The sequence below is a fragment of the Helicobacter pylori SA221C genome, from assembly GCF_000476855.1.
GTDB classification, from domain to species: domain Bacteria; phylum Campylobacterota; class Campylobacteria; order Campylobacterales; family Helicobacteraceae; genus Helicobacter; species Helicobacter pylori_DK.
This window is the reverse complement of record NZ_CBPT010000001.1, coordinates 71920-98335: the sequence shown is the minus strand read 5'-3', so window position 1 is coordinate 98335 and position 26416 is coordinate 71920. Positions and strand designations below refer to the sequence as shown.

General features: G+C 38.9%; 22 protein-coding genes, 1 tRNA gene and 2 pseudogenes. 9 read left to right on the top strand and 16 right to left on the bottom strand.

Annotated elements, in window-relative coordinates:
* Nucleotides 1–3: 3 nt before the first annotated feature.
* Genes QU01_RS00480 through QU01_RS00455 form a run of 6 tightly spaced genes read right to left on the bottom strand, consistent with a single transcriptional unit; the run spans nucleotide 4 to nucleotide 8951 of the window.
* Nucleotides 4–2619, bottom strand: coding sequence for a DNA translocase FtsK (locus tag QU01_RS00480; protein WP_033761366.1), 2616 nt, complete (start codon nucleotides 2617–2619; stop codon nucleotides 4–6).
* Nucleotides 2616–4952 (bottom strand): ATP-dependent deoxyribonuclease AddB, encoded by a 2337-nt coding sequence (gene addB, locus QU01_RS00475; protein WP_033761365.1) that lies wholly within the window; start codon nucleotides 4950–4952, stop codon nucleotides 2616–2618. The genes QU01_RS00480 and addB overlap by 4 nt, the downstream gene beginning before the upstream one ends.
* Nucleotides 4949–6874, bottom strand: coding sequence for a transketolase (gene tkt / locus QU01_RS00470; RefSeq protein ID WP_033761363.1), 1926 nt, complete (start codon nucleotides 6872–6874; stop codon nucleotides 4949–4951). The genes addB and tkt overlap by 4 nt, the downstream gene beginning before the upstream one ends.
* 46 nt (nucleotides 6875–6920) lie before the next feature.
* Nucleotides 6921–7763 carry a bifunctional riboflavin kinase/FAD synthetase gene (locus QU01_RS00465; protein WP_033761362.1) on the bottom strand — a complete coding sequence of 281 codons (843 nt, stop codon included), beginning with the start codon at nucleotides 7761–7763 and terminating at the stop codon, nucleotides 6921–6923.
* Nucleotides 7729–8436 carry a 23S rRNA (cytidine-2'-O)-methyltransferase TlyA gene (tlyA, locus tag QU01_RS00460; RefSeq protein ID WP_033761360.1) on the bottom strand — a complete coding sequence of 236 codons (708 nt, stop codon included), beginning with the start codon at nucleotides 8434–8436 and terminating at the stop codon, nucleotides 7729–7731. Before tlyA ends, QU01_RS00465 begins: the two co-directional genes overlap by 35 nt.
* Nucleotides 8436–8951 (bottom strand): hypothetical protein, encoded by a 516-nt coding sequence (locus QU01_RS00455; protein ID WP_033761359.1) that lies wholly within the window; start codon nucleotides 8949–8951, stop codon nucleotides 8436–8438. The genes tlyA and QU01_RS00455 overlap by 1 nt, the downstream gene beginning before the upstream one ends.
* A 66-nt stretch (nucleotides 8952–9017) precedes the next feature.
* Here QU01_RS00455 and pyrB point away from each other — a divergent pair, with 66 nt between their 5' ends.
* The 6 genes and pseudogenes from pyrB to QU01_RS00420 all read left to right on the top strand — a co-directional run bounded on the left by pyrB (nucleotide 9018) and on the right by QU01_RS00420 (nucleotide 15704).
* Nucleotides 9018–9941: an aspartate carbamoyltransferase gene (pyrB, locus tag QU01_RS00450; RefSeq protein ID WP_033761357.1), complete on the top strand. Its 924-nt coding sequence runs from the start codon at nucleotides 9018–9020 to the stop codon at nucleotides 9939–9941.
* 269 nt (nucleotides 9942–10210) lie between these two features.
* Nucleotides 10211–11649, top strand: a pseudogene (gene hofB / locus QU01_RS00445) (outer membrane beta-barrel protein HofB).
* Between the two features lie 90 nt (nucleotides 11650–11739).
* Nucleotides 11740–13395, top strand: coding sequence for an ABC transporter ATP-binding protein (locus QU01_RS00440; protein ID WP_033761356.1), 1656 nt, complete (start codon nucleotides 11740–11742; stop codon nucleotides 13393–13395).
* Nucleotides 13389–14011: pseudogene (locus QU01_RS08335) on the top strand (neuraminyllactose-binding hemagglutinin family protein). The gene QU01_RS00440 and the pseudogene QU01_RS08335 overlap by 7 nt, the downstream one beginning before the upstream one ends.
* 3 nt (nucleotides 14012–14014) lie before the next feature.
* A complete protein-coding gene (locus QU01_RS00425) occupies nucleotides 14015–14593 on the top strand; it encodes a restriction endonuclease (protein ID WP_033761353.1) in 579 nt (192 codons plus the stop codon).
* A 115-nt stretch (nucleotides 14594–14708) separates the two neighbouring features.
* Complete coding sequence (locus tag QU01_RS00420) at nucleotides 14709–15704, top strand: HoxN/HupN/NixA family nickel/cobalt transporter (RefSeq protein ID WP_033761351.1); 996 nt, start codon at nucleotides 14709–14711, stop codon at nucleotides 15702–15704.
* A 3-nt stretch (nucleotides 15705–15707) separates the two neighbouring features.
* Here QU01_RS00420 and QU01_RS00415 read toward each other — a convergent pair whose 3' ends face one another.
* Nucleotides 15708–16229 carry a flagellar FLiS export co-chaperone gene (locus QU01_RS00415; protein ID WP_033761349.1) on the bottom strand — a complete coding sequence of 174 codons (522 nt, stop codon included), beginning with the start codon at nucleotides 16227–16229 and terminating at the stop codon, nucleotides 15708–15710.
* A gap of 133 nt (nucleotides 16230–16362) precedes the next feature.
* Between QU01_RS00415 and csd4 the strand changes: the two genes are divergently transcribed.
* Both csd4 and QU01_RS00405 read left to right on the top strand, forming a co-directional pair.
* Entirely contained in the window at nucleotides 16363–17679 is a 1317-nt protein-coding gene (csd4, locus tag QU01_RS00410; protein WP_033761347.1) for a DL-carboxypeptidase Csd4, read from the top strand.
* A gap of 215 nt (nucleotides 17680–17894) precedes the next feature.
* Nucleotides 17895–18179: a hypothetical protein gene (locus QU01_RS00405; RefSeq protein WP_033761346.1), complete on the top strand. Its 285-nt coding sequence runs from the start codon at nucleotides 17895–17897 to the stop codon at nucleotides 18177–18179.
* A 149-nt stretch (nucleotides 18180–18328) separates the two neighbouring features.
* Here QU01_RS00405 and copP read toward each other — a convergent pair whose 3' ends face one another.
* Genes copP through QU01_RS00370 form a run of 7 tightly spaced genes read right to left on the bottom strand, consistent with a single transcriptional unit; the run spans nucleotide 18329 to nucleotide 24983 of the window.
* Nucleotides 18329–18529 (bottom strand): copper-binding metallochaperone CopP, encoded by a 201-nt coding sequence (copP, locus tag QU01_RS00400; protein ID WP_000869068.1) that lies wholly within the window; start codon nucleotides 18527–18529, stop codon nucleotides 18329–18331.
* Nucleotides 18530–20755 carry a copper-translocating P-type ATPase CopA gene (gene copA / locus QU01_RS00395; RefSeq protein WP_033761344.1) on the bottom strand — a complete coding sequence of 742 codons (2226 nt, stop codon included), beginning with the start codon at nucleotides 20753–20755 and terminating at the stop codon, nucleotides 18530–18532.
* Entirely contained in the window at nucleotides 20752–21465 is a 714-nt protein-coding gene (pssA, locus tag QU01_RS00390; RefSeq protein WP_001122183.1) for a CDP-diacylglycerol--serine O-phosphatidyltransferase, read from the bottom strand. Before pssA ends, copA begins: the two co-directional genes overlap by 4 nt.
* Nucleotides 21455–21709 (bottom strand): hypothetical protein, encoded by a 255-nt coding sequence (locus QU01_RS00385; RefSeq protein WP_033761342.1) that lies wholly within the window; start codon nucleotides 21707–21709, stop codon nucleotides 21455–21457. Before QU01_RS00385 ends, pssA begins: the two co-directional genes overlap by 11 nt.
* 2 nt (nucleotides 21710–21711) lie before the next feature.
* Nucleotides 21712–23610, bottom strand: a complete 1899-nt coding sequence (gene ftsH / locus QU01_RS00380; RefSeq protein WP_033761340.1) for an ATP-dependent zinc metalloprotease FtsH — start codon at nucleotides 23608–23610, stop codon at nucleotides 21712–21714.
* Nucleotides 23611–23618: 8 nt separating this feature from the next.
* Complete coding sequence (gene prmA, locus QU01_RS00375; RefSeq protein WP_033761338.1) at nucleotides 23619–24608, bottom strand: 50S ribosomal protein L11 methyltransferase; 990 nt, start codon at nucleotides 24606–24608, stop codon at nucleotides 23619–23621.
* The gene (locus QU01_RS00370) at nucleotides 24609–24983 is read right to left on the bottom strand and encodes a chemotaxis response regulator CheY (protein WP_000772151.1); all 375 of its coding nucleotides are present in this window, start codon (nucleotides 24981–24983) and stop codon (nucleotides 24609–24611) included.
* A gap of 320 nt (nucleotides 24984–25303) precedes the next feature.
* Between QU01_RS00370 and QU01_RS00365 the strand changes: the two genes are divergently transcribed.
* Nucleotides 25304–25876 carry an outer membrane protein gene (locus QU01_RS00365; RefSeq protein WP_227986160.1) on the top strand — a complete coding sequence of 191 codons (573 nt, stop codon included), beginning with the start codon at nucleotides 25304–25306 and terminating at the stop codon, nucleotides 25874–25876.
* A 1-nt stretch (nucleotide 25877) separates the two neighbouring features.
* Here QU01_RS00365 and QU01_RS00360 read toward each other — a convergent pair.
* Together QU01_RS00360 and QU01_RS00355 are read right to left on the bottom strand one after the other, a co-directional pair.
* A tRNA-Ser gene (locus QU01_RS00360) sits at nucleotides 25878–25965 on the bottom strand.
* A gap of 42 nt (nucleotides 25966–26007) precedes the next feature.
* A complete protein-coding gene (locus QU01_RS00355; protein ID WP_033761335.1) occupies nucleotides 26008–26415 on the bottom strand; it encodes a hypothetical protein in 408 nt (135 codons plus the stop codon).
* Nucleotide 26416: the final 1 nt, after the last annotated feature.

Here is a 26416-nt window from a genome sequence, read left to right as displayed (position 1 = left end):
AGCCTAAAAGTTTTGCAAAATCTCTCTGTTGCCTTTGGCGTTTCTTGGGGATAAAAAGCCTTGAGCTTCTAATTCGTCAGTAATGGTGGCGGCTTGGTTGTAGCCGATTTTTAATTGCCGTTGTAAAAAACTCGTAGAAGTGATCTTTTTTTCTAAAATCACCGCTTTAGCCCTTTCTAGAATGTCATCGCCTTGATAGTTAGGGGTGTCTAAAGGCATGCGCGATTCTTCTAGCAAGAAATCTTTATCGTATTCCACTTCTTTTTGGGCTTTAATAAAATCCACGATTTTTTTGATTTCATCTTCAGTGGCAAAGGGGGCATGCAAGCGCACTAACCCGTTTGTTCCTGGGGGGGTAAAGAGCATATCGCCTCTCCCTAACAAGCTTTGCGCCCCATCGGTGTCTAAAATCACTTTAGAATCAATCTTAGTGCCTACCCTAAAACTCACCCTTGAAGGCAAGTTGGTTTTAATCAAGCCGGTTACGACATCCACGCTTGGGCGTTGGGTCGCTACAATGAGGTGCAAGCCGCTCGCACGCCCCATTTGAGCGATTCTAGCGATAGGAAACTCCGCTTCTTTGCCCCCTGTCATCATCAAATCCGCTAATTCATCAATCACCACAATCAAATAGGGGAACGCTTCAACGCCGTTACTTGGGGCTTGTTCATTATAAGAATCAATGGTTTTAACCTTGTATTCGCTCATTAAAGAATATCGGCGCTCCATTTCTTTAGCCACGCTTTGCAAAGCCCCGATAGCTTTTTTAGGGTCGGTGATAATGGGCGTGAGTAAATGAGGGATGTCCGCATAAATGCTAAATTCTACCATTTTGGGATCGATCATCACTAATTTGAGTTGATCGGGAGGGTTTTTATAAAGTAAGGATAAGATCATCGCATTCACGCCCACGCTCTTACCGCTTCCTGTCGTGCCAGCGATGAGCAAGTGAGGGAGCTTTTTTAAATCCGTGATGAAAGGGTTACCCACAATGTCTTTGCCTAAAGCTAGAGTTAGAGGCGAGCTAGATTTTTGAAACAATTCGCTCTCTAAAATTTCTCTTAAATAAATGATCTGGCTTTGGCTGTTAGGGATTTCAATGCCAACGACATCTTTACCCTTAATGGGGGCTTGAATGCGAATGGATTCAGCGCATAAAGTCATCGCTAAATCATCGCTCAAGCCTAAAATACGGCTCACCTTAACATTGGGGGCTGGGCGGAATTCAAAAGTGGTTACAATAGGGCCTGAATAGGTGCGGATAATATCGCCATCAATTTTAAAGGTGCGCAGTTTGCTCAATAGATCCTGGATTTTTTGGTCAATCTCGTTTTCGTCTAAAGAAGTTTCTTTCAAACAAACCGCATTCAATAATTGCGTGGTGGGAAGCTCATAATCTTTGGGTTTTTGCACTTCGCCATAATCCAATCCGTCTAATATCTCTTTATTTTCGCTCAATTCTTTAACCATAACGGGTTTTTTAGCGCTTGTGGGGGTTACTGGGCTAAAACCTGGAGCGTCTTGCGCCTCTTTTTCTTCTTCTTTGAGATTTTCTTTTTCTTCTATATTTTCTTCTATATTTTCTTTTTGATTTTCTTTTTGTGGGTTTTCCTGTGGGCTTTCTTGTAAATCATCTTCTTTTATGGGGGGGTTGGGGGTTTTTTGGTTTTCTGTTTTGTTGTCATTTTCTAGGTTGGGTGCAGATGCAGGCATGACGGGTGCTGACATGATAGGTTTGAGTGTGGCAGATTTGGGCGTTGCGGGCGTAAGAGTTTCTTTTGTAGGCGTGGGTTCTCTTTCTTTAGTTTCTTGTTTAATTTCTTTTAAAGGGGGGTTAGTGGGGTTAGTCAAATCATCAAATCGGTTTCTTTTAGGGTAAATGGTGTAATGGGTAGGGGGGTGAGGGGAAATTTGAACCAAGCCTTCTTGCGGCTCTGAATCATTTAAAGTCGTGTTATAGGGGGTAGGGATCGCTAAAAACGATTCTTCGTTAGGGGTGTTGTGGTTTTCATCAATAAGGTTTTCTTTAAGGTTTTCTTTTTCTTTGTCGTTGTTGGTTTCTTTTTTTTGAATATCTGGTGGGGTGTTTTCAAAACCCTCTTTTTTGGGGCTAAAATTAGGGCTAAAAGCCTGTAAGCATTGTTCATAAATCTCTTTTAAAAGGCTTTGTGTTTTGTTTATATAAGGATAAAAAACGCTTTTAGGGGGCAGTTTGAATAAAATCAAATAAGAAATAACTACCATAAGCATTATCAGTGCATAAAGCCCAAAGTCCCCTATAAAAGGGCGTAAAAACAAACGCACGCTGTTGCCGATTTCCCCTTGATCCAACAGGCTAGATTGTAAAAAGAGCAAAGATAAAATGCCTAATAGATGCCCTAAAGTTTTTTCTAAAACGATTTCTGTAAAAGGGTTTTTAGTCTTGTATAAGAGGAATAAAACCCACGCTAAATAGGGTAAATTAACCCATGAAAGATACCCAAAATATTTTTTATTGATTGCGGCAAACCACACCCCAAAACGCCCCACTAAACCGCTGTTACCTAGCCATGAAGATAGGGTTAAAAACGCTAATAAAACCCCTATGATTAAAGCTAAATAAAGTTTTTTAGATTTCATCGGTTGCACATGTCTTTAAAAGAGCAATATTCACAATCTTTAGCCTCTAAAGTTTTTTCAAAAACCATTTCTTGTTTGAGCTTAGGGATAAGAGAAAATTCCAAATGATCCATTTTAGCCTGCAAAGTAAGCTCTTCTTCTTCTAGTAATTCGCCCTTTCTTAAATCATAAAAAAAGGCTTTTATAGGCTCTTTGTAGCCCAGATTTTTAAGGGCAAACGCATAGATGGCCATTTGATAGTCGGTGCTGATTTGAGCGATTTCTATGGGGCTTAAGCCTTCTCTTTGTGTTTTACTCATGTTGTCTAATTTCAACTCGCTTTTGAATTTGTAATCCAATAAAATCATCTCATTGTCAGCCGTTTTGTCAATCCTGTCTATGCACCCTTTAAACGCAACGCCTTGAATGGTCGTTTCAAAGCTTTTTTCAAGATCAAGGATTTTGATTTTTGCCTTAAAGCGTTCTTTTTCTTTAACATAAAAAGCCTGGATTTTTTTAAGCGCTACAAGAGTGTCTAAACGCTCTTTAGGAGTAATGTTTTCTCTTGTTTTTAAGAGCTGAATGAGCCTCTCTTCTAACGCATAGGGGTTTTTATCTTTTTCATAAGCTTCTTTTAAAAGTTCATGGAGCAAACTGCCCACAGCGCTATTATTTTCATCTTTAGGGCTTTCTTTGAAGCGTTTCATGTAGTGGTAGTAAAAACGGCGCTTGCAAGTTAAAAAAGCGTTCAATGAGCTAGCGCTAAAGCTAAAATCTTTAGGGATAGCGGCTTTGATTTCTTCTTCTTGGTAGTCTTTTAAAGGGCTTGGTGCAAAAAGCGTGTAAGCGTCTTTGATAGGCTCTATATACAAATTTAATTCTAAAAGCATGTTAGAGGCTTTTGAAGTTTCGCTCTCTATATAAGAAAGCACCATTTCTTTAGAGTTTTTAAAGAGCTGGTAGTAATAGTGTTTTTGCAAATTTTTCTTATCCAATAAAGTGGGGAGGTTGAGCGATTTTCTTAAAGCAGAGTTTAAAAACAAATCGCAGTCTTTAAGGCTTGGCACGCAGGTTTCATTGAAATCCACAATAACGATTTTATCAAATTGCATGCCCCTTGTCTCTAAAGTGTCCATGACTCGTATTTTGCCCCCACTAGAATCGTCTAAGCGGAAGTTGGCTTCAAATTCTTGCAAATACAAATGCAATAAATCTTTAAGGCTGTAGTTTTTAAGCGTGTCTTTTAGAAGATGATACTGGTGCATGATTTGAGAATGCGCTTCTTTTAACGGCGCTTTTTCTTTAGAGCTTTGTTGTTCTAAAAGCGCAAGGGTAATATTTTCTAAATCCAATAGAGCAGACTCGCTTAAATTACAATCGCTTGTTTGTAAATCTTCTAAGATTTTGACAAGCTCTGTATAATAAGGGCTGTTTTTAGCCCCTAAGCCCATAGCGAAATTCAAATTGTTGTTTTGGTCTAAGAGTTTTAAAAAAGGCAAAAAATCCGCATTAGGCGTGATGATCGCCATTTTATTAGGGTCGTTATCTTTTTGCAAATACTCTTCTATGGTTTGTAAAACTAAAGCGCCTTGTTTTAAATAACTGGAGTTAGCATAAAGCTTTGGCTCTATTTTTTGATCATTAAAAGTTTGAGAAAGGATCTTTTGGGTTTTAAAATCAATGGAATAATCGCAATCTGTCTCTAATTTGAGATTGAGAAATTCCAAAAATTTTTGGTTGTATTTATCGCATGACAGGTGTAAAGTGATAGGCACTAATTCGGCCACTTCTAGTAAGCATTGCCTTTCAAAAACGCTCATAAAGCCGTCTAGATGCCATTCAATGGAGGAAAAATGTTCAAAAAATTCTTTTAAAATGGTGGGCTTTTCTTGCATGATTTTGTCATAAAAGCCTAATTCCTCTAGCTTTTTAACATAGCGATCATAAATCATTTCTAAGACTTCTAAATGCTTTTCATAATCCAAGTAAATGTCTTTAAAAGAAAGTTCATTGAGTTTGATACAAGCAGAACTTAACTCGTCAAACAAATCAAACAAAAAGGAGGTGCTTTCCAAATACCCTAAAAAGCTGTTTTCAAAAAGCAAAAGCCCTTCAAGAATGGATGTTTTTTCTTTAGCGATAGCTTTAATGGTGTCTATCATTAAGATTTGGCGTGCACTTTTAGGGATTTTCTTTTTATTGGGGATGTAAAAAGCCTGTTCAAAAAAATTCCCCATGCTCATTGCGTTAGGCAAAAACCCTTCGCCTTGCTCTAAATAGAAATGCTTTAAACGCCTAGTAGAGCTAAAAACAAACAAGGGGGTTTTTTCTAAAAAAAGTTTTTCGAAGTTCATGCGTTGAGCAACCTTTTAGCTTGAGCGGTGATGTTTTCAACGCTAAAGCCAAATTTTTCAAAGAGTTTATCGCCCTTTGCTGAGCTCCCAAAAGAATCCATGCCAATGATTTTATCCGCAAAACGATACCACTCTATCGCACGGCTCGCTTCAATCACTAAGACTTTGCCCTTAAAGAGTTCTTTAAGATAGCTTTCATCTTGCTCTATCAATAAATCAAAACAAGGCGCACTCACCACTCGAGTGAGGATATTTTCTCGCTCTAAAATTTTAGCGCTCTCTAAAGCCAAAGACACTTCGCTCCCGCTCGCAACGAGCGTGATAATGGGATTTTTAGAGTGGTGTTTAACATACGCCCCTTTTAAAACCTGCTCTTTAGAAATCTCATCTAGCACGGGCAAATTCTGGCGCGATAAAATAAAAGCGCTAGGAGCGTTCAAGCTTAACGCTACTTGCATGCAAGCCTTATTTTCAAAAGCATCGCTAGGCCTGAAAGCATAAAAATTAGGCAAAGCGCGTAAATGGCTCAATTGCTCTATGGGTTGGTGCGTCGCCCCGTCTTCGCCCACGCCAATGCTGTCATGCGTGAAGATAAAAAGGGCTTTTAGTTTCATTAAAGCGCTCAAACGCATGCTGGGCATTAAATAATCGCTAAACACAAAAAAGGTCGCGCAAAAAGGCACAAACAAACCATACGCCGCTAAAGCGTTAGTGATAGCCCCCATGGCATGCTCTCTGATCCCAAAATGCAGGTTTTGCCCTAAAGGGAAATCGCCAGAATGTTTTAACTGCGTGTTATTAGACGGGGCTAAATCCGCGCTCCCCCCCAAAAAGCCTTCGCATTCTTTAGCGATAGCGTTTAAAATCATGCCGTTACTCACTCTCGTGGCTAGAGATTCACCTTTTTTAAAGGCGGGGTAATTGATGGCGCTAAAATCAAAATCCTTTAACGCATGGATCTTTTCTTTTGTTTTAGGGCTTAAGGATTTTTCCCATAAGGCTTCTAAGCTAACGCCCCTAACTTTCACTTCTTCAAAATGCATTTTGTTTTTTGGGCTAATGATAAAGCTTTCATCAGGATTGATTTGAGCGTTTTCTTTGGATTGTTTTAACACTTCTTTATTTAAAGGCGAGCCATGCGTTTTTTCACTCCCCTCTAAGCCAACAGCCCCCTTACCAATAATCGTATGAGCGATTAAAAGCGTGGGTTTGGTGGATTTTTTGGCTTCTTCTAAAGCATCATGAATCGCTTGATAGTCATGCCCATCGCATTCTAGCACTTCCCAGTTTTGCGCCACAAACCGCATCTTAACCTGTTCGCTAAAACTAATATCAATAGCGCCTTCAATGCTGATCTGGTTGCTGTCATAAATCACAATGAGATTGTTCAGGTTGAGGTGCCCGGCTAAAGAAGCACTCTCATAACTAATGCCTTCTTGCAAATCCCCATCCCCACACAAGCAATAGACTTTATGAGAAATGGCTTCTTTATCTAAAAGGTTTTGAGCGTATTGACTCGCCATGCTAAAGCCCACAGCGTTAGCAAAACCTTGCCCCAAAGGGCCTGTGGTGATTTCAATGCCTTCGGTGTGGTGCAATTCGGGGTGTCCTGGGGTTTTAGAGTGTAATTGCCTGAAATGCTTTAAATCTTCTAAACTCAAATCAAAGCCCCACAAATGCAACAAACTATACGCTAACGCGCTCGCATGCCCTCCGCTAAAAACCAACCTGTCCCTATTGAGCCATTTAGGGTTAATGGGGTTAAGGTTTAGGTGCAAGCTTAAAACCACCATCACATCAGCTAGCCCTAAGCACACGCCCGGATGCCCGCTATTAGCCTTATCTATCATGTCTGCACATAAAAAGCGAAGCGCATTCGCCATGCTTTTTAATCGTTCCAAGTCAGCGTTACTCAATCGCATCAAATTTTTCCATTTTTAAGGTTTTTGAAAGCCATTTTAACACAAATTATCTCAAAATCTCTTTGGCTCTTAAGATGTCTTGTTGGATCTGATTTTTAAGCTCTTTTAACGAAGAAAAACGCATGTTGTCTCGTATTTTTTGAACCCAACGCAAAGCGATTTCTTTGGGCGGGTTTTCTATGATGGTATCAAGAACATGGCATTCTATGGCGAAATGTTGATCCGTGCTTAAGCGGTTGCCTATAAAACTCACGCTTTTTTGATAAATTGGATCTTTTATTTTCACTAAACTCGCATACACCCCAAAACTAGGGAGGATAAAATCTTTAGTTTTGATATTTAAAGTAGGAACTAATTCTTTATGCCCTAAGCCTTGATCGCTAATGACTTCCCCACACACTTCATAAGGCCTGCCTAAGAGCTTGTTAGCTAAAGATAAGTCGCCATGACTTAGGGCTAGTTTGATGGTTTTAGAATGCACGCTAATCTCTTTTATTTTCACTTCAGGCACAATAATGGTTTTTTCAAAACGCTCTTTTAAAAATAAAGCGTCATTTTGTCTTCCATGCCCAAACCTGAAATCATAGCCCACGACTAGGCGTTCTAAATGGGGGAATTTCTTTTTTAAAAGCTCTAAAAATTCCAGGGCGTTTAATTGTGAAATCTCTTCTAAATACACAAAAAATAAAGGCATGCCCACGAGTTTAGCGCGGTATTTTAGGGGGGTTAAATAGCCTTTAGTGTAATGTTTTTTTTCTATGATTAAAAGGGCTTTGGGATCTTTTAATTCTTTAAAAAGGGCTTGATGCCCTAAATGCAAGCCATCAAATTTACCGATAGCTAAGCTTTTAACCTCATGCTCGCTTGAAATGGATAAAAAATTCAACATTCCCGTTTTTCCCTTTCACTAAGCTTTCTTGGATCTTTAAGATTTGAAAATCCTTTGTTTTTAAATGGTTTTTAAAGTTTTCTAAAGCGTTTAAAATGGCTTTTTTATCCATTACCACCCCCTTTTTATTGCGTTTTGTGGCTCTGCCCACTTCAAATTGCGGTTTGAAAAGTGCTAAAAATTCACCGCTTAAAGGCACAATCGCCTCTAAAATACAATATAAAGAAATAAAGCTCACATCACAAAGCACTAAATCAATTTTTTCTGGCGTTTTAAACCCTCTAATATCGCATTCTTCATAACATTCTATGCGTGTATCGTTCCTTAAATTTTCATCTAATTGCATTTTCCCCACATCCACGCAAAGCACCTTTTTAGCCCCTTTTAAAAGAGCCACTTGACTAAAGCCCCCCTTGCTCGCTCCCACATCTAAAACAACCTTTTCTTTAAAATCTATAAAGTGATTTTCTAAAAAAGCCCCTAATTTTTCCCCAGCCCTGCTAACGAATGGATTTGCAGCGATGAGTTCAATTTGATCACCCTCTTTAATGATAAAAGAGGGTTTAGAAACCACTATTTTATTGACTAAAACCTGATTTTTTAAAACCAACGCCTTAGCTTTTTCTCTGCTATTTGCTAAATGCTGGTTGAATAAAGCGTAATCTAGGCGCATTAAAATTGAGGTAAGGGGACTTGATAAGCGAAATTAAAAACAATCTTGCCTAAACTATAGGCATCAAGCTCTAGTTTGGCTTCTTGCACCGCTAAATAATCCAGTTTGTCAAAAGCGAGCAAAAAAGCTCTGCTCCACCTGTTCGTGGTTTCTAAAATGCCATCAAATTCATCTTTTGTGATTTCTCGCACCCATAAAGGCTCTTTTCCTATAGGTTTTGTGCCAAAAAGTTCATAAGAAATATAGCCATCATCTATCCAGTCGTTATTTTGCGTGAAAATCTCCACTAAAAAATACTCATGATTATAGTAAGTGCCGCTATCCACATCGTTTAAATGCGTAGCGATAGCCGTGATGATAGGCACATTATTTTGGGTGATTTCGCCTTTCCTGCTGGCTTGGATTTTTTTTTCTAACACTAAGTCTAGCGTGTAAGTGTCTTCATTAAAATTGCTCACACACCCCAAACAAAAGAATAAAAACACCAGAAGTGTTGAGAGATTTTTCAAGCCCATTCCTTGCTAAAACCCATGCCATTTTTAGCTAAAATAAAATCTATATTATAACTAAAAGGGGGTTTTATGCCAAAAAAATGCCGACACTTGCTCCAAACCAGCGATTTAAGCTTGGATGAAATCAAGCTTTTATTGAACAAAGCGAGCGTTTATGCGAACGATTTTAACGCCGTATCTTTAGAAACAAAAGAAAAAATGCACAATAAAATCATCGTGGCGTTATTTTTTGAAAATTCCACCAGAACGGTGTCTAGTTTTGAAATCGCAAGCCTAAGGTTGGGGGCAAAAATAGTGAAATTAAACATGCAAACGAGCTCCACTTCAAAGGGTGAAACTTTGATAGACACTTTTAAAAATATCCATGCCATGCAGCCTGACGCTATCATCACACGGCATGCTTTTTCAAGCGCGCCTTTTAAATTAGCCGAATTTTCACAATGCCCCTTGATTAACGCAGGAAGCGGCGTGAGTGCTCATCCTACCCAAGCGTTATTAGACTTGCTCACCCTTTATCAGCATTTTGGCAGTTTAGAAAATCTAAAAGGGAAAAAAATCGCTTTCATAGGCGATGTGAAAAATTCCAGAGTGGCTAATAGCAACATTAAATTGCTCCAAAGACTAGGGCTTGAGATCATGCTGTGCGCTCCAAGCTCCATGCTCCCTACCACTCCTTTAAGAACGACGCATAACATTGAAGAAGCGATAGCATTTGCTGACATCTTAATGAGTTTAAGAACCCAAACCGAACGCCACAACGCGCCCATTTTTGCGAGCTTGAAAGATTATGGCAACGCTTATTGCATCACCCAAAAACGCCTAGAGGCTTACGCTAAAAATAAAGAGATCATTATTTTACACCCAGGCCCGGTGCATAGGGATATTGATATAGAAAGCGCGGTGTTAGAAGATGAGCGATCCAAAATTTTAGAGCAAGTCAAAAATGGCGTGGCAATGCGCATGGCGGTGTTGGAGTTTTTGCTATTAGATTGATCATCAAACTTAAAAAATGCTTTTTGGCATTTTTTAAAAAAATGGGTTTGGTTGTAAAACGGTGCAAAAATCCTACTTTGATTAAATTTTGATTTACTTTATCTCATTTTATGATGAAACTAAAAAAATTTCATTATAATCTAAAATAGTTGAGTTAATTAAAAGTAAATAAATAGCTTGATTATGCTTCTTTGTTTTTAGATCAGTTAAGAATTGTATAGTCTTTAAGTCATAATCTTTAAGATGTATTGGCTATTAAAAGGAAAAAAATGAAAAATAGCACGCCTTTAAAGAATCAAGTTTTTTGCGGGTTATATGTTTTAAGTTTGAGCGCTTCTTTGCAAGCGTTTGATTATAAAATTGAAGTTTTAGCGGAGTCCTTTTCTAAAGTTGGCTTTAATAAAAAAAGATTGACATAGCTAGGGGGATTTATCCTACAGAAACTTTTGTAACCGCTGTAGGGCAGGGCAATATCTATGCGGATTTTTTATCCAAAGACCTTAAAGATCAAGGGCATGTTTTAGAGGGAAAAATCGACGGCACGCTAGGAGGGATCGCTTATGATGACACCAAATTCAATCAAGGCGGATCGGTTATTTATAACTACATCGGTTATTGGGATGGCTATTTAGGGGGTAAAAGAGCCTTGCTTGATGGCACGAGTATCCATGAGTGCGCGCTTGGTTCTGATGGCAAGGTGATTGATTCTATAGCGTGCGGGAACGCTAGGGCTAATAAAATCCGCCGTAATTACTTGATGAATAACGCTTTTTTAGAATACCGCTATAAGGATATTTTTTTAGCTAAAGGAGGGCGTTATCAATCTAATGCTCCTTACATGAGCGGTTACACGCAAGGCTTTGAAATCAGTGCTAAAGTCAAGGATAAAAATGAAGCAAGCCATAAATTATGGTGGTTTAGCTCATGGGGTAGGGCGTTCGCTTATGGGCAGTGGATTTATGATTTTTATTCTCCAAGAACCGTGATTAAAAACAGGCGCACTTTGAATTATGGTATCCATTTAGTGAATTACACTTATGAAAGAAAAGGGGTTAGCGTTAGCCCTTTTTTCCAATTTTCGCCCGGGACTTATTACAGCCCTGGGGTGGTTGTAGGCTATGATAGTAACCCTAATTTTGATGGCGTGGGCTTTAGATCCGAAACAAAAGCTTATATTTTGCTCCCTGTCCATGCCCCCTTAAGAAGAGATACTTATCGTTACGCTATAAAGGCTGGCACTGCCGGGCAAAGCTTACTCATTAGGCAACGATTTGATTACAATGAATTTAATTTCGGAGGAGCGTTTTATAAAGTGTGGAAAAACGCAAACGCTTACATAGGCACGACAGGAAACCCTTTAGGCATTGATTTTTGGACCAATAGCGTTTATGATATAGGGCAAGCCTTAAGCCATGTGGTAACCGCTGATGCCGTCTCTGGTTGGGTTTTTGGTGGGGGCGTGCATAAAAAGTGGCTGTGGGGGACTTTATGGCGTTGGACTAGCGGCACTTTAGCCAATGAAGCGAGCGCGGCTGTTAATGTGGGCTATAAGATCAGTAAGAGTTTGACAGCGAGCGTGAAATTAGAATATTTGGGCGTGATGACACATTCAGGCTTTACGGTAGGGAGTTACAGACCCACGCCCGGCTCTAAAGTGCTTTATTCAGACAGGAGTCATTTGATGACAACCCTTAGCGCTAAATTCTAATCAATCGCTTTAAGCTGTTTATTAAAGCGTTAAAAACCCCTTAATAAAAACACTATAATACAAGTTTAATCAAATCCAAAGGTTAAGCATTTGAAACTCTTTTTCAAGCGTTATTCTAAATACCTTAAAGAGCATTATAAAAGTTTTATAGTGGTTTTATTTTCTTCTTTAGTGGTGGCTTTAAGCACGGCTTGGGGGACTTATTTAGTCAAGCCCACTTTAGATGAAATTTTTATCAATAAAGACACTCACATGCTCAAAATCCTGCCTTTTTTAGTGATTTTGGCGTATTTGGGTAAGAGTGGGGGCATGTATTTAGGCACTTATTTCACTAACTTTATCGGGCTTGATATTGTCAAAAAAATACGCAACACCATGTTAGAAAGCCTTCTAAAAATGGAAATGGATTTTTTTAACAGGACTAAAAAGGGCGAATTGATCGCAAGAATCACCAATGATATAGGTTTGATTAGAGCGAGTTTGTCCAATTACCTTTCAGAGAGCCTAAGAGAGGGGCTAACCATTGTTGGATTAGTGGGGGTGGTGATCTATCAAAGCCCTAAATTAGCGTTAGTGGGGCTAGTGATCATGCCGCTAGCCGCTATTCCTATCAGTAAAATCATTCGTAAGGTTAAAAAACTCGCTAAATCCCATCAAGAGAGTAACGCCAAAATCACCGCTCGTTTGAGTGAAGTTTTTAACAATGTGGAAGCGATTAAAATTTCTAATGGCGAAAAATTAGAGCATAAGGCTTTTGTGAAAGAAAATGAAGCGTTTTTTAAAATCGGTATCAAAAACATCGCCGTGGCTGAAATTTCTTCGCCTTTAATGGAGTTTTTAGGTTCAATCGCTATAGCGTTAGTGATTTATTTAGGGGGGAATGAAGTGATTAGGGGCCATATTAGCGTGGGGGCGTTTTTTTCTTTCATCACGGCCCTTTTTATGCTCTATACGCCGATCAAACGCTTAACTAGGATCGCTTCTAATTTTCAAGAAGCTTTAGTCGCTAGCGACAGGATCCATGAGATTTTAGAAAGAGAGCCGGCTATTGTTGATGGGGAATTGACGCTAGATAACGCTATACACACCATAGAGTTTAAAAAAGTATGGCTGGCTTATGCACTGGATAATCAAGAGCGTTATGTTTTAAGCGATATTAGTTTGAAATTCCAACAAAATGAAATCATCGCTTTAAAAGGCGAAAGCGGGAGCGGTAAAAGCTCATTAGTGAATCTGATTTTACGCCTTTATGAGCCAAGCAAGGGCGAAATTTTCATCAATGATCAAAAAATAGAGAGCATCACTCAAAAATCCTTGAGAGAAAAGATTAGCGTTGTCACTCAAAGGGTGTTTATTTTTAACGGGAGCGTGGCTGAAAATGTGGCGTATGGTTTAGAAATTGATGAGGTAAAAATCAAAGAATGCCTAAAAAAAGCCCAAGCCTTAGATTTTGTGGAAAAAATGCCTCATGGGATAGAGAGCGTTTTAGATGAATTTGGCGCTAACCTTAGCGGCGGCCAACGCCAAAGAATCGCCATTGCAAGAGCTTTGTATAAAGACGCTCAAGTTTTAATCTTTGATGAAGCCACTTCCGCTTTAGACAATCACACAGAAGAGAGCGTCAAACAAAGCATTTTAGAATTGAAACAAAACCGCTTGATCATTCTCATCTCGCACAACCCAAGCACGCTTAAATTAGCCACTAAGCATGTGAAATTAGAGCATGGGCGTTTGATAGAATGCTAAGGGTTTTAAGCGTTGGTGTCGCTTTTATTTTACTAGGGTGTCAGTTTTTCAACAAAACGACGCTCCATTTAAAATATAAAGATTACCCCAAAAACAGCCCTTTAAAAACCGCTTCCACTTTAACCCCCCCTAAAATCTTTTTTAACGCCCAGTTTGTGCCGCCCTTTTACCAAAAAGAATTTAAAAAAGCGATCACCCAACAAATCGCTTATTTTTTAAAAGATAAAAGCGCTTTCACCCTCAATATTTCAGGCAATGTTTTTTTTCTTTTGAAGAGAGTCCTAAAGATTTAAAAGCCATTAAAGAAAGGCTTAAAAAGACTATTGAGCCTAACGCTGACCCAAAATCCGTCATGCGTTTTTTAAACCTTCAAGCGAGCTTGATTTTAGAATGCGTCCCGCAAACCGCTTGCCCGTTTGACACCCTTTTAATCCCCACCGCTTTCAGCGTGCCTGTTTATTACGCTAATCGTTTGGGCGATAACCCTTCTCTTTTTTCCCAAGAAGATAAAACCTATCATAACGCTTTAATCAAGGCCCTTAATAAGGCTTACTATTCTCTTATGGAGGGTTTAGAAAAGCGTTTGAACGCTATAGAAAATGCAGAGTGGCTTTAAGGCATGAAAAAGATTGCATTTTTTATTTTTGTCATTTTGTTTTCGGTAGGGATTTATTTAGCTTGGCATGTTTTATTGGAAAAAGCCTTAGAATTGAAATTAGTAACCTCGGCTAACGATTTGCTTTTAAAATTGTTCGCGCTTCTTGGCGTTTTTTCCATGTTAGTGCTTTTTCAAGGCATTATCTCTTCGTATAAGAAGCGCCAACTCAAACGCATTTTGCAAAAAATAGACGCCATGAACGGCTTTGAATTTGAAGAATATTCCAAAATCTTTTTCACTTCAAAGGGTTTTGAAGTTACAATCACTCAAAAAAGTGGCGATTATGGAGCGGATTTGATTATAGAAAAAGACGGCGTCAAATGGGCAGTTCAAGCTAAACGCTACTCACACAAAGTTTCGCCCAAAGCCATTCAAGAGGTGGTCTCTTCTAAAGCTTACTACGCTTGCGAAAAAGCTTGCGTGATCACCAACAGCTACTTCACGCAAGCCGCTCAAAAATTGGCTCAAGCTAACGAAGTGCTTTTGATTGACAGAGACGAATGGGTCAAATTTTTGGGTGGGAAAAACGAATCTGGTTAAAAATTTTTTAGAACAATCTACAGAAAATAATCAAAAAACAAAACTTAAGATTTTCTAATTTAACAAAATATATTACAATTATCCAAAAAATATTATTTTTACAAAAAGGTGCACTGTGAAATTGTGGTTTCCTTATTTTTTAGCGATTGTGTTCTTGCATGTATTGGGTTTAGCGTTGCTCTTTATGGCTAATAACGCTTCGTTTTATGCGGCGGCGTCTATGGCTTACATGCTCGGGGCAAAGCATGCGTTTGATGCGGATCACATCGCTTGCATAGACAACACCATTAGAAAGCTCACCCAACAAGGCAAAAACGCCTATGGCGTGGGGTTTTACTTTTCTATGGGGCATTCAAGCGTGGTGATTTTAATGACCATTATCAGTGCGTTTGCGATCGCTTGGGCTAAAGAGCATACGCCCATGCTAGAAGAAATAGGGGGGGTAGTGGGGACTTTAGTTTCTGGGCTTTTCTTGCTCATTATAGGGCTATTGAATGCGATTATTTTAATAGATCTATTAAAAATCTTCAAAAAATCGCATTCTAATGAAAGCTTGAGCCGGCAACAAAACGAAGAGATCGAACGGCTTTTAACGAGTAGGGGCTTACTCAACCGCTTTTTTAAACCCTTGTTTAATTTCGTTTCCAAGTCGTGGCACATTTATCCTGTGGGTTTTCTTTTTGGGTTAGGTTTTGATACCGCTAGTGAAATCGCGCTTTTGGCCCTCTCTAGCAGCGCGATCAAAGTGAGTGTGGTGGGCATGCTCTCTTTACCCATTCTTTTTGCTGCTGGCATGAGTTTGTTTGACACTTTAGATGGGGCGTTCATGCTTAAGGCGTATGATTGGGCGTTCAAAACCCCTTTAAGGAAAATCTACTACAACATCTCCATCACCGCCTTAAGCGTGTTTATCGCGCTTTTTATCGGGTTGATTGAGCTTTTTCAAGTGTTTAGCGAGAAACTCCATTTAAAATTTGAAAACCGCCTTTTAAGCACCCTACAAAGCCTGGAATTTACAGACTTGGGCTATTACTTGGTGGGCTTATTCGTGATAGCGTTTTTAGGCTCATTCTTCTTATGGAAAATCAAGTTTTCTAAATTAGAGAGCTAGATTTTAAGCCCTCAAATCATCGCTCAACAAATCTTTAAGGCTTTTATTTGAAAAACTTTGTTTTGGCATGAAAGCTTTGGGGTTTGAAAGACTTTCACTCAAATAGCCTAATAATTCCTTAATTTCGTTTAATTTTTCTTCCAAATAAGCTTGAAACTCGCCCACATTTTCCAATAAATTCAAAGGATTATCCACAATCATGGAAAAAACTTCATCGTTAATGGCAATGTTTAGCTGAGTATCAAACAAAGGGGAGGCTAAAAACTGGCAATTTTCTACAATTTCTCGCAATTCTTGTTTGATGATAGAAGCTTGCAAAGCGTCTTTATCTTCTAAACCCATGCTCTTATTCAGGAGTTTTTTACAAGCGATTTGCAAGACTTGTAACGCTCCAACGCTCTCGTTTATATTTTTCATGTCCCTACTGAATTTGGCGATTTGTTGGGATTTTTCTATCGCATTGGTTGTAAAATCGCTTGTTTCAACATCGCCCAAATGTTTTTGAAGAGTTTTTAAAATATCCATAAAAAACCTTTTAAATAGAATTGATCATTCACAAGCATTTTTCGTTCCTTTTTATGAAAACTTTAAAAACCCCCTTAAAAAGGTTTTTAGGTATAATTAGAGATCTTTTAGTTTCAAATAGTAGAGAGATTGGATGAAAAAAATATGGCTTTTAGTGTGGGGTTTGTATTCTTGGGTGTTTTTGCATGCGATAGAAACGATAGAAAAAGCCCCTACAAATGTAGAGGATAGAGACAAAGCCCCCCATTTGTTGCTTTTAGCAGGGATTCAAGGCGATGAGCCTGGAGGGTTTAATGCAACTAATTTGTTTTTAATGCACTATAGCGTTTTAAAAGGCCTGGTTGAAGTGGTTCCGGTATTGAATAAGCCTTCCATGTTAAGAAATCATAGGGGCTTGTATGGGGATATGAACCGCAAATTTGCCGCTTTAGACAAGAATGACCCTGAATACCCCACTATCCAAGAAATCAAATCCTTGATTGCAAAACCCAATATAGACGCTGTCTTGCACTTGCATGATGGTGGTGGGTATTATCGCCCTATTTATATTGATGCGACGCTCAATCCTAAGCGTTGGGGGAATTGCTTTATCATTGATCAAGATGAAGTTAAGGGGGCGAAATTCCCTAATTTGCTTGCTTTTGCAAACAATACGATTGAGAGCATCAACGCCCATTTATTGCACCCCATTGAAGAGTATCATTTAAAAAACACGCGCACCGCGCAAGGCGATACAGAAATGCAAAAAGCCCTAACTTTTTATGCAATCAACCAAAAAAAGAGCGCTTTTGCCAATGAAGCCAGCAAAGAACTCCCTTTAGCATCAAGGGTGTTTTACCATTTGCAAGCCATTGAGGGCTTACTCAATCAGCTCAATATCCCTTTTAAGCGCGATTTTGAGCTTAACCCTAACAGCGTGCATGCCCTAATCAATGATAAAAGCTTGTGGGCAAAAATCAGCTCTCTGCCTAAAATGCCCCTTTTTAATTTACGCCCTAAACTCAATCATTTCCCCTTACCCCACAACACTAAAATCCCGCAAATCCCCATAGAGAGCAACGCTTACATTGTAGGGTTAGTCAAAAATAAACAAGAAGTGTTTTTAAAATACGGCAACAAGCTCATGACACGATTATCGCCCTTTTATATAGAGTTTGATCCTTCTTTAGAAGAAGTGAAAATGCAAATTGACAATAAGGATCAAATGGTTAAAATAGGGAGCGTGGTTGAAGTGAAAGAGAGTTTTTATATTCATGGCATGGATAATATCCGCGCGAATGTGATTGGCTTTAGCGTTTCTAATGAAAATAAGCCTAATGAAGCGGGCTATACGATTAGACTTAAAGATTTTCAAAAACGCTTTTCACTAGACAAGCAAGAAAGGATCTATCGCATAGAATTTTATAAAAACAACGCGTTTAGCGGGATGATTTTAGTGAAATTTGTGTAGGAACGGGCAAGCCTTACCAAAAGAGTTCATAGCGTTTTAAGGCAACGCTTGATAAATATGATAACCGCAAATAAAGGATAATCATGCCATACATTAGAAATCTTTATTTATCATTACATGACTTAACGAATAGGCTATGTAAAATAAGCAACAGACTTTATATCATGCGTTCATCTCATTCTTTTTTAGCAAGGGAATATTGTGTTTTAGAAAGAATGCATGAGGTAATCCAAAAGGGCTTGGATAGCCTAACACAGCGATTAGACAATGACTTAAAAGATGGTAACTCTCGTATTCGTGTCCCTATTAAATACATAAACGACTTATGCCTAGTGTCTGGCAATATGAAACCTGACGAGCTATGCGTATTGTTTATTAAAATCTTTAAACTTATTCGCTCATCATTCAAAAGCCATTTATCTCGCAGCTCTCTTTCTTTTATTGGTGGTGTAATCAGTGGCTTGAACAAGCAGATCCGTTTGTATCAAAAATGGAAATGAGAAAAGGAAAATGCGATAATTTCTTTCCCTTATTGTTATGATGAATCACCATTGAAAGGCGTAAAAACACCCAAACAAAGCATTAAAAGATAACAACCCTTTTGAATGTTGCGGTTTTTAATCCGATACTTCTATATCACACACCTTTATTATATTACTTCTTGCCCCGCATCCAATAAGGCTTCCTTGATCAAATCCTGTGTCGCTGGAGCGTCAAATTCCACAACCACGCTCTTTTTTTCCACGCTCGCATCAATAAAGCTCACACCTTCAATTTCGCCCACAAATTTTTCAATTTTATCCACGCAATGGTTGCAAGTAATGCTTGGCACTTGAAAAGTAACTTTCATTCAATGATCCTTAATTTTAAAATTCCTTAGCCTTTGGGAGTTTAAGACCACACTCACAGAGCTTAAACTCATCGCTAAACCCGCAATCGCCGGGCTTAACATGATATTAGCCTTATAAAGAACCCCACAAGCTAAAGGGATAAACACGCTATTATAACAAAAAGCCCAAAACAAATTTTCTTTGATATTTTTAATGGTCGCCTGGCTTAATTTAATCGTGCTATAAACCGATTTAATATCGTTGTTAAAGCTCACAATGTCCGCTGCTTGCACGCTCACATCGCTCCCTTTAGCCATCACCACCGCCACATCGCTCATAGCAAGACTAGGAGCGTCATTCAAGCCATCGCCTACCATCATAACGATCTGCCCTTTTTCCTTAAGCTCTTTGATCTTGTTGAGCTTGTCTTGTGGTTTAGCGTTGCTGATATAACCATCAATCCCTAATTCAAGCGCGCATTTTTGGACATTCTCTCTATTGTCCCCGCTTAAAAGAAAAGTGTTAATGCCTAATTTTTTGATTTGAGCGATATGCTCTTTCACGCCTTTTTTGGGCAAATCTTCTAAAACAAACGCCCCTAAAAGCTCGTCTTCTTTTTCATTGATCACTCTACCCACAAACACTAAAATCCCATTTTCTTGAATTTCTAGCGTGTTAATAGGGTTAAAAAACTCGCTATTACCGACTTTGATAATCTCTTTAGCACCTTGATAATCTGTTTTAGCGCTGATGCCAAAACCCGTTTTCACTTTAACTTCACTCATTTCTTTTAAGGGAGCGTCATGCTCTTTGGCGTATTCTACAATCCCTTTAGCGATGACATGTTCGCTGCTCTTTTCAATACTGCCCGCTAAACTCAATAGCTCTAATAATTCTATCTTAGAATGAACGCTTTTAACGACAGGCTTGCCGTTAGTGAGCGTGCCGGTTTTATCAAAAACGATCGTATTGACTAGCCTTGCTTTTTCTAAACTTTTAGCGTCTTTAAAAAATAAACCTAAAGAACTCGCTTTCTGGTTCGCTACTAAAATACTCATAGGCGTAGCCAGCCCTAAAGCGCAAGGGCAAGAAATCACTAAAACCGATACAAACACTTCTAAAGCGGTGCCAAAATTCCACCAAAAATCAGGTTTAGGCGCGATGATGAGCCACACCACAAACGCTAAAATAGCGATAGCGATCACGCTTGGCACAAACACGCTTGAAACCTTATCCGCTAAGCGAGAAATCTCTGCCTTTGAACTTTGAGCGTTATGGATCATTTCTATAATTTGAGACAAGGTGCTGTTTTTGTTGTTTTGCGTGGCTTTCATTAAAAAACTCGTGTGGCTATTGAATGTCCCTGAAAAGACTTTATCGCCGACTTTTTTATAAACCGGCAACGCTTCGCCGCTCAACATGCTCTCATCTAATTCCCCTTCGCCCTCTATGATTTCACCATCTACCGCAATCGCACTTCCAGGGAGGACTTTTAGAATATCCCCCACCACAATGCTATCCACTAAAACTTCAATCTGTTGGTTATTTTGCATTTTAAGGGCGGTTTTTGGGGCGTTTTTCATCAAGGCTTGCATAGCGTCTAAAGCTTTGTCTTTAGAAACATTTTCAATGCGTTTGCCCACCATCACAAACATTAAAATCACGCACACGCTTTCAAAATAATAATGCCCATAAGACCACTGGCTTGTATAAACGAAATACAATTGCCACAAGCTTGAAATTAAGGCAGCGCTTGTGCCTATGGCGATAAGGCTACTCATGTTGGGTTGTCTGTGCCATAAGGCTTTAAACCCTTGAATGTAAAAATCCCTCCCCAAATGCATGACAATGAGCACGCCTATAAGCTGTAAGCAAGCGTTTAAAAAATTACTATGGTTGTTAATCGTAAGCAAGCTTTCAGGTAAAAGGCTAGGACTAAGCATCGCCCCCATAGAAAGATACACCACAAAAAGCGTGAAAATAACCGCCAACGCTAATTTAACATTAGGGCTAAAAAATTCTTTTTTTTCTTTTGTCAGAGTTTTTTTAGGGCTATAGCCCAGTTTTTCAATGAGTTTAAAAATCTCGTCTAAATTGGTTTCATTTTCGTTAAATTCAATGTTAGCGCTCTTATTTAAAAGGCTCACTTCTATTTTTTTTACAAAACTCTTACGCCCTAAAGAGCGTTCAATCCCGCTAGAACACGCCGTGCAAGTCATTCCCTCTATATAAAAAGATTCTTTCATGCGCTCTTATTTTTATTAAAAATGATTTTTACCATTAAAAAGAGCCACCGAATGATGCCATAAATCAAATACAGCCCCATAAACACGCTTAAGGCCTCTAAAGGACGCACAAACACTAACGATAAAAAAATCAACACTAAGATGAAAAGCTTGAGATTCCACTTGACTTTTTTAAAATTAGGGTAGCGGATATTGCTCACCATAAGCACCCCCAATAAAACAATAAAGCTTAAAAATAACTTTTCGGTATTGCCTTCTAAGAAATGGTATTTGTTATCCAATAACACACAAAGCACCACCAATACCGCCGCCGCAGGAATGGGGATACCGATGAAAGAATAGGGGTCGCTTGTGTTGGTGCTGATATTGAATCGCGCCAATCGTATCGCTCCAAAAATCACAAACAACGCGCTCACCGCCATGCCTATGCGCCCAAAGTTATACCCCACATAAAAGTAAGCGATTAAGCTTGGGGCTACTCCAAAAGCGATTACATCAGCTAAGGAGTCAAATTCAATACCAAATTTGCTAGTGGTGTTGGTAAGCCTTGCGACACGCCCATCAAGCCCGTCTAAAATAAGACTCGCTACCACTAACCAGCATGCCATGACAAATTGGTAACTGGAAGCATAAAAAATACTCATCATGCCTAAAAAAATACTGCTAGCGGTAAAAAGATTGGGGAAAAGATAGAGAGGGTTAATAGGCATTAGAGATTCTTTGTAACTTGGCTTTTAGAATAGGAATAAAAACGATTTTAAAATCAATTATGGGAATAAAAATTTTACAAGTGCTAAAAAACTCACAAAAAAAGAGCGTTAGAGCAAACGCTTTATAACGCTGTTGATAAGTGCGGGTTTTTAGAAAACAGAATTTAAAAAAAAGCTTTAAACAAACAGAATGTTTATCATAAGGCTTTAAACCCTTATCAAAAATCTGTTTGTAAGCCCGCACTTTTAACTCGCTTGCTCTTCTAAAGGGATCAAACGGCTTTCTAAATTATTGGCGGTCTCGTATTCGCTGATGATTTCACGCACCCTCTCGCCTGTAATGACTTCTTTGTCAAACAATTCTTTGACCATGATTTCAATCGCTTCTCTATAGTCGCTTAAGGTTTGTTTGACATGCTCATAGCGCTCTTCTAGCAAGTTTTTAATGAAAAGATCCATTTCTTCTGCGGTTTTTTCGCTAAATTCCCTACTGCTTCCATAACCGCCTCCTAAAAAGGCATTCCGTTGCTTTTCTAACACCATAAGCCCACTGACACTGCTCATGCCGTAGTAACTCACCATGCCTTTAATAATATCAGTCGCTCTTTCTAAATCGTTGCTCGCACCGGTAGAAATTTCTTCCAAAAAGACATCTTCAGCCGCTCTCCCACCTAAAAGCACATCAATTTCAGCGATGAGTTCGTGTTTTTGCATCAAGTATTTGTTTTCTTCAGGCGTGTTAAGGGTGTAGCCCAAAGCCGCCATGCCCCTTGGAATGATAGAGACTTTATTCACCCTAGCACTCCCTTTAGTCATTTCAGAAATCACGGCATGCCCACTTTCATGGTAGGCGACGATTTTCTTTTCCTTAGGACTGATGCGCCTACTTTTCTTTTCTAACCCTGCAATCCCCCTTTCAACCGCTTCTTTTAAATGCTGTTGCCTGACTTCTTTTTGGTTGTTTCTTCCTGCTAAAAGCGCGGCTTCATTGATGATATTCGCTAAATCCGCCCCCGCAAGCCCCACAGTGAGTTTGGCGACTTCTTGCAAATTCACATCATTAGCGAGTTTCACGCCTTTAATATGCACTTTTAAGATTTCTACTCTGCCATTAAAATCAGGCTTATCCACTAAAACCTGCCTGTCAAAACGCCCCGGACGCATTAAGGCCGGATCTAAGATTTCAGGGCGGTTCGTTGCAGCTAAGACAATCACAGGCGCATTCTCGCTCCCAAAGCCATCCATTTCGGCTAAGAGTTGGTTTAAGGTTTGCTCTCTTTCATCGTTCCCGCTCACCACGCCTCCAGCCGCTCGGCTTTTACCTATGGCATCAATTTCATCAATAAAAATGATGCTAGGGGCTTGTTTTTTAGCGGTTTCAAATAAATCCCTAACCCTGCTTGCCCCTAAGCCCACAAACATTTCAATGAAACTGCTCCCTCCCATAGAGAAAAACGGCACATGCGCTTCGCCGGCTACCGCTTTGGCTAAAAGGGTTTTACCGGTTCCTGGAGGCCCCACTAATAACACGCCTTTAGGGATTTTAGCCCCTAAATTAGCGTATCGTTCGGGGTATTTTAAAAAATCTACGATTTCTACCACTTCTTCCTTGGCTTCTTCATTGCCCGCCATGTCATTAAAACGCACATTGGGTTTTTCAGCGTTAATGAGTTTTTTCGCACTCCCCATGCCAAAAATACCCCCACCCATATTTTTTTGCATGCGGTTTGCCATAAACATCCATAGCCCTAAAATCACTAAAATAGGCATGAGCCACCCTAACATGTCCGTAAAAAAGTTAGACTCGCTAAAACCAGAATAATTGATTTTTTTCTCGTCTAACAAAGGCACTAAGGTCAAATCAGGCACTCGTTTAGCGATATAGATCACACGATTGTTACCCTCTTTATGGCTGGCTTTGATCAAAGTTTGACCGATACTCACATTCTCCACTTCATTATTGCTGATGAGCTGTTTGATTTCATGGTAGCTCACATTTTTAGTGCTAGAAGCTAAGAAATTGTCCGAAAAACTGCCATCAGAATTGAAAGAGTGCAGGAAAAAGATGAGTAAAATCCCTCCAAGAACCGCAAGGATAATGGGACTTTGAAAAAAAGGTTTTTTAGGTTCGTTCGTTGGTTTCATTATAATCCTTAATTTATTGGTTGTTTTTTAAGCAATTTTAGAGCGACCCATTCGTTACGCTGTCGCTGTTCTAAAACCTCAAATCCATTATAATAGATCTGTAAAACAGAGTTTAAATGGGTTTCTAAAATCCCTGATAAAATAAGAGTGTGGTTACAAAGCCGCACAAATTCACTATACAAACTCTTAATCACATCAGCGACAAGGTTCGCCACAATGATATCAAAACGCCCTTTAATTTTTTGCGTAGAGCCATGAATGACTTCATCTTGCACTAATAGGGGTATTTGATTCAAGCTAAAATTTTTTAGGGTTTCTTCAACGGCTAAACTATCCGTATCGCAAGCTACTAAAGTGCTAACGCCTTGTTTTTTTAAAGCGATGCTTAAAATCCCACTCCCACAGCCAACATCTAAAGCGTTTTTGCGTTTTAAATCAAGGTCAGAGAGCAGTTCCAAACACATAGAAGTGCTTTCATGATGGCCTGATCCAAAGGCCAAAGCCGGATCAATCATTATGCAATCATCTGTAGCGACATGGCTTGGCTTTTGATGCCAACTAGGGTGTATGTAAAATTTGGCGCATTGCACCGGTAAAATAGCTTGTTTGTAGGCTTCTAGCCAATCTTTTGAAGCCAAATTGCGTGAAAGATAGAAAAAATCAAACTCACTTTGCAGGTTTTGTTTTAAGCTTAAACAAAACGCTTCTAATGCTAGAATGAGCGAGTTATTCAAATTCTCTTCAGAGCGTAAAATAACGAAATTTTTGAGATGTGGGGGTTTTTCTTTTAAATCTTTCTTTAGGGGGTCATGAGTGGCGAAATAATGCCAATTGGATTGGCTTATAAATTCAATGGTTTCTTCATCGTCAAACGCTTTTAAACTTTCTAAGCTTGATTCTTCTAAGGCTAGATGCGTGGCGTCTAAAAGAAAGCTCTCAAAAAGCTCTTGCTCCTTAGGGAAGATAAAGAAAAACTCATAATACATTGGCTTTAACACTCAATCGTTTGTCCCTAAAACAACCTCTAATTTTTCTTTCAAAACTTGGGGGGTAAAAGGTTTCACAATGTAGTTATTCACGCCCGCTTTCAAAGCCGTAATGACTTCGGCCTTACCGCCCTCTGTGGTGATCATAATAATAGGGATTTCTTTAAAACGGCTATCAGAGCGCACCTTTTTAACGAGATCCAAGCCGTTCATTTCAGGCATGTTCCAATCTGTAATAAGCACCTTAGTGTCCGCATTAGCGTCTAGTTTCTCCCAAGCTTCCACCCCATGCTCAGCTTCTAAAACATCTTCATAGCCTAAGCGTGAAAGTGTATTTTTAATAATTCTTCTCATAGTTGAGCTATCATCTACTACCAGTAGTTTCAAAGCGCTTCTCCTTTTAAGATTGCATTTAAATTAGGCTCTTTTTAAACAGCCAAAGCGTCTCTAACGCCTTATAATAATAAATCATTCCAAATAATAGCATGTTTTGATTAAAATTACCTTGACCAACAATAATCATTGGCTAAATGGAGCGTTCAATGAGCGTTCTTGTTTGTAAAAAAATTCAGTTTGTTTGCTATGATAATCGTTTAAAAGTAATAAAATAACTCTTTGAGTGCGATAAAGGGTCATTGGATGGTTTGAAAAAAGAAAGACAAGGATTTTACAAGTAAGTGTATTATTTAAGAATTTTAATACTGAGTATGAGTTTTTTAAATATTTTAAATGCTGAAAATTTGAGTTATATGTCTTCTTCTTATCAAATAGGCACGGTGTTTATGCGCCCTTTAAACACTAACAAGCTTTTACAAGGGGCTTCAATCCTTCAAGGCTATGAAGTGAATCCTAAAAACGATTGGGCTTATTCTAGGTATTATTTCTTTATAGATTATGGTAATGTGCTTTTTAATAATGACTCTACTTTACAAGCGAACATGTTCACTTATGGGGTGGGAGGGGATTTCATGGTCGCTTACGCTAAAAACCCTATCAACCGCTGGGCTTTTTTCTTTGGCTTGCAACTGGCCGCTAATACATGGATACTCAACAATAAAGTCAAAGATTTGGTGGTGAACACTTGGGATTCATTAAAAGATTTCAATTTTCACAACACTTATTTCAGGGCTATCGGGAAATTTGGGGTGCAGTTTCGCACGATCGTTTTGTATCATAAGGTGGATGTGGAAATTGGCATGAAAATCTTTCTAACCCCTGAAAGACGCAGTTTGTTTGAAAGGAGCTTTTTGTTTTTTATTTCGCATTCGTGGCATTTTTAAATGGCGGAGAGAGAGGGATTCGAACCCTCGAAGGCTTGCACCTTACACGCGTTCCAGGCGTGCTCCTTCAACCACTCGGACATCTCCCCTTAAAAAGGGCTTATTATAACTAAGATTTGTTTAAAAAGGGCTTATTTTAAAAGGAGTGAATCTTTAGAAATCACGCCATCTATTTGATTTTTAGCGCAAATTTCCCACGACTCTGTATCGTTTAAATCCATAGAAAACAAGATTTTGCTATCTAATAAGTAATTCGTGGCGTGTTGTTGGGCGAGTATGGCTTGCTTAATATCCTTAAAAATACAATAGAGCGGTTTGAAAGCGTTGAATAAAAAAAAGGTGTTTGTCTCTATCTTGTGCGATAAAAAGATCACGCTAAAATGGACGCTATTTTCACAGCAATACTTAGCTAATTCCAAATTTTTTGGGTGTGCTTCAAAACACACTATATCGTTATTGGTGCTGGAATGAATGCCGTCGGTGTTTTTAATGAAAATAAAACGATCGCTAGGGATTAAAGAGTGTCCTAAAATAAGCATA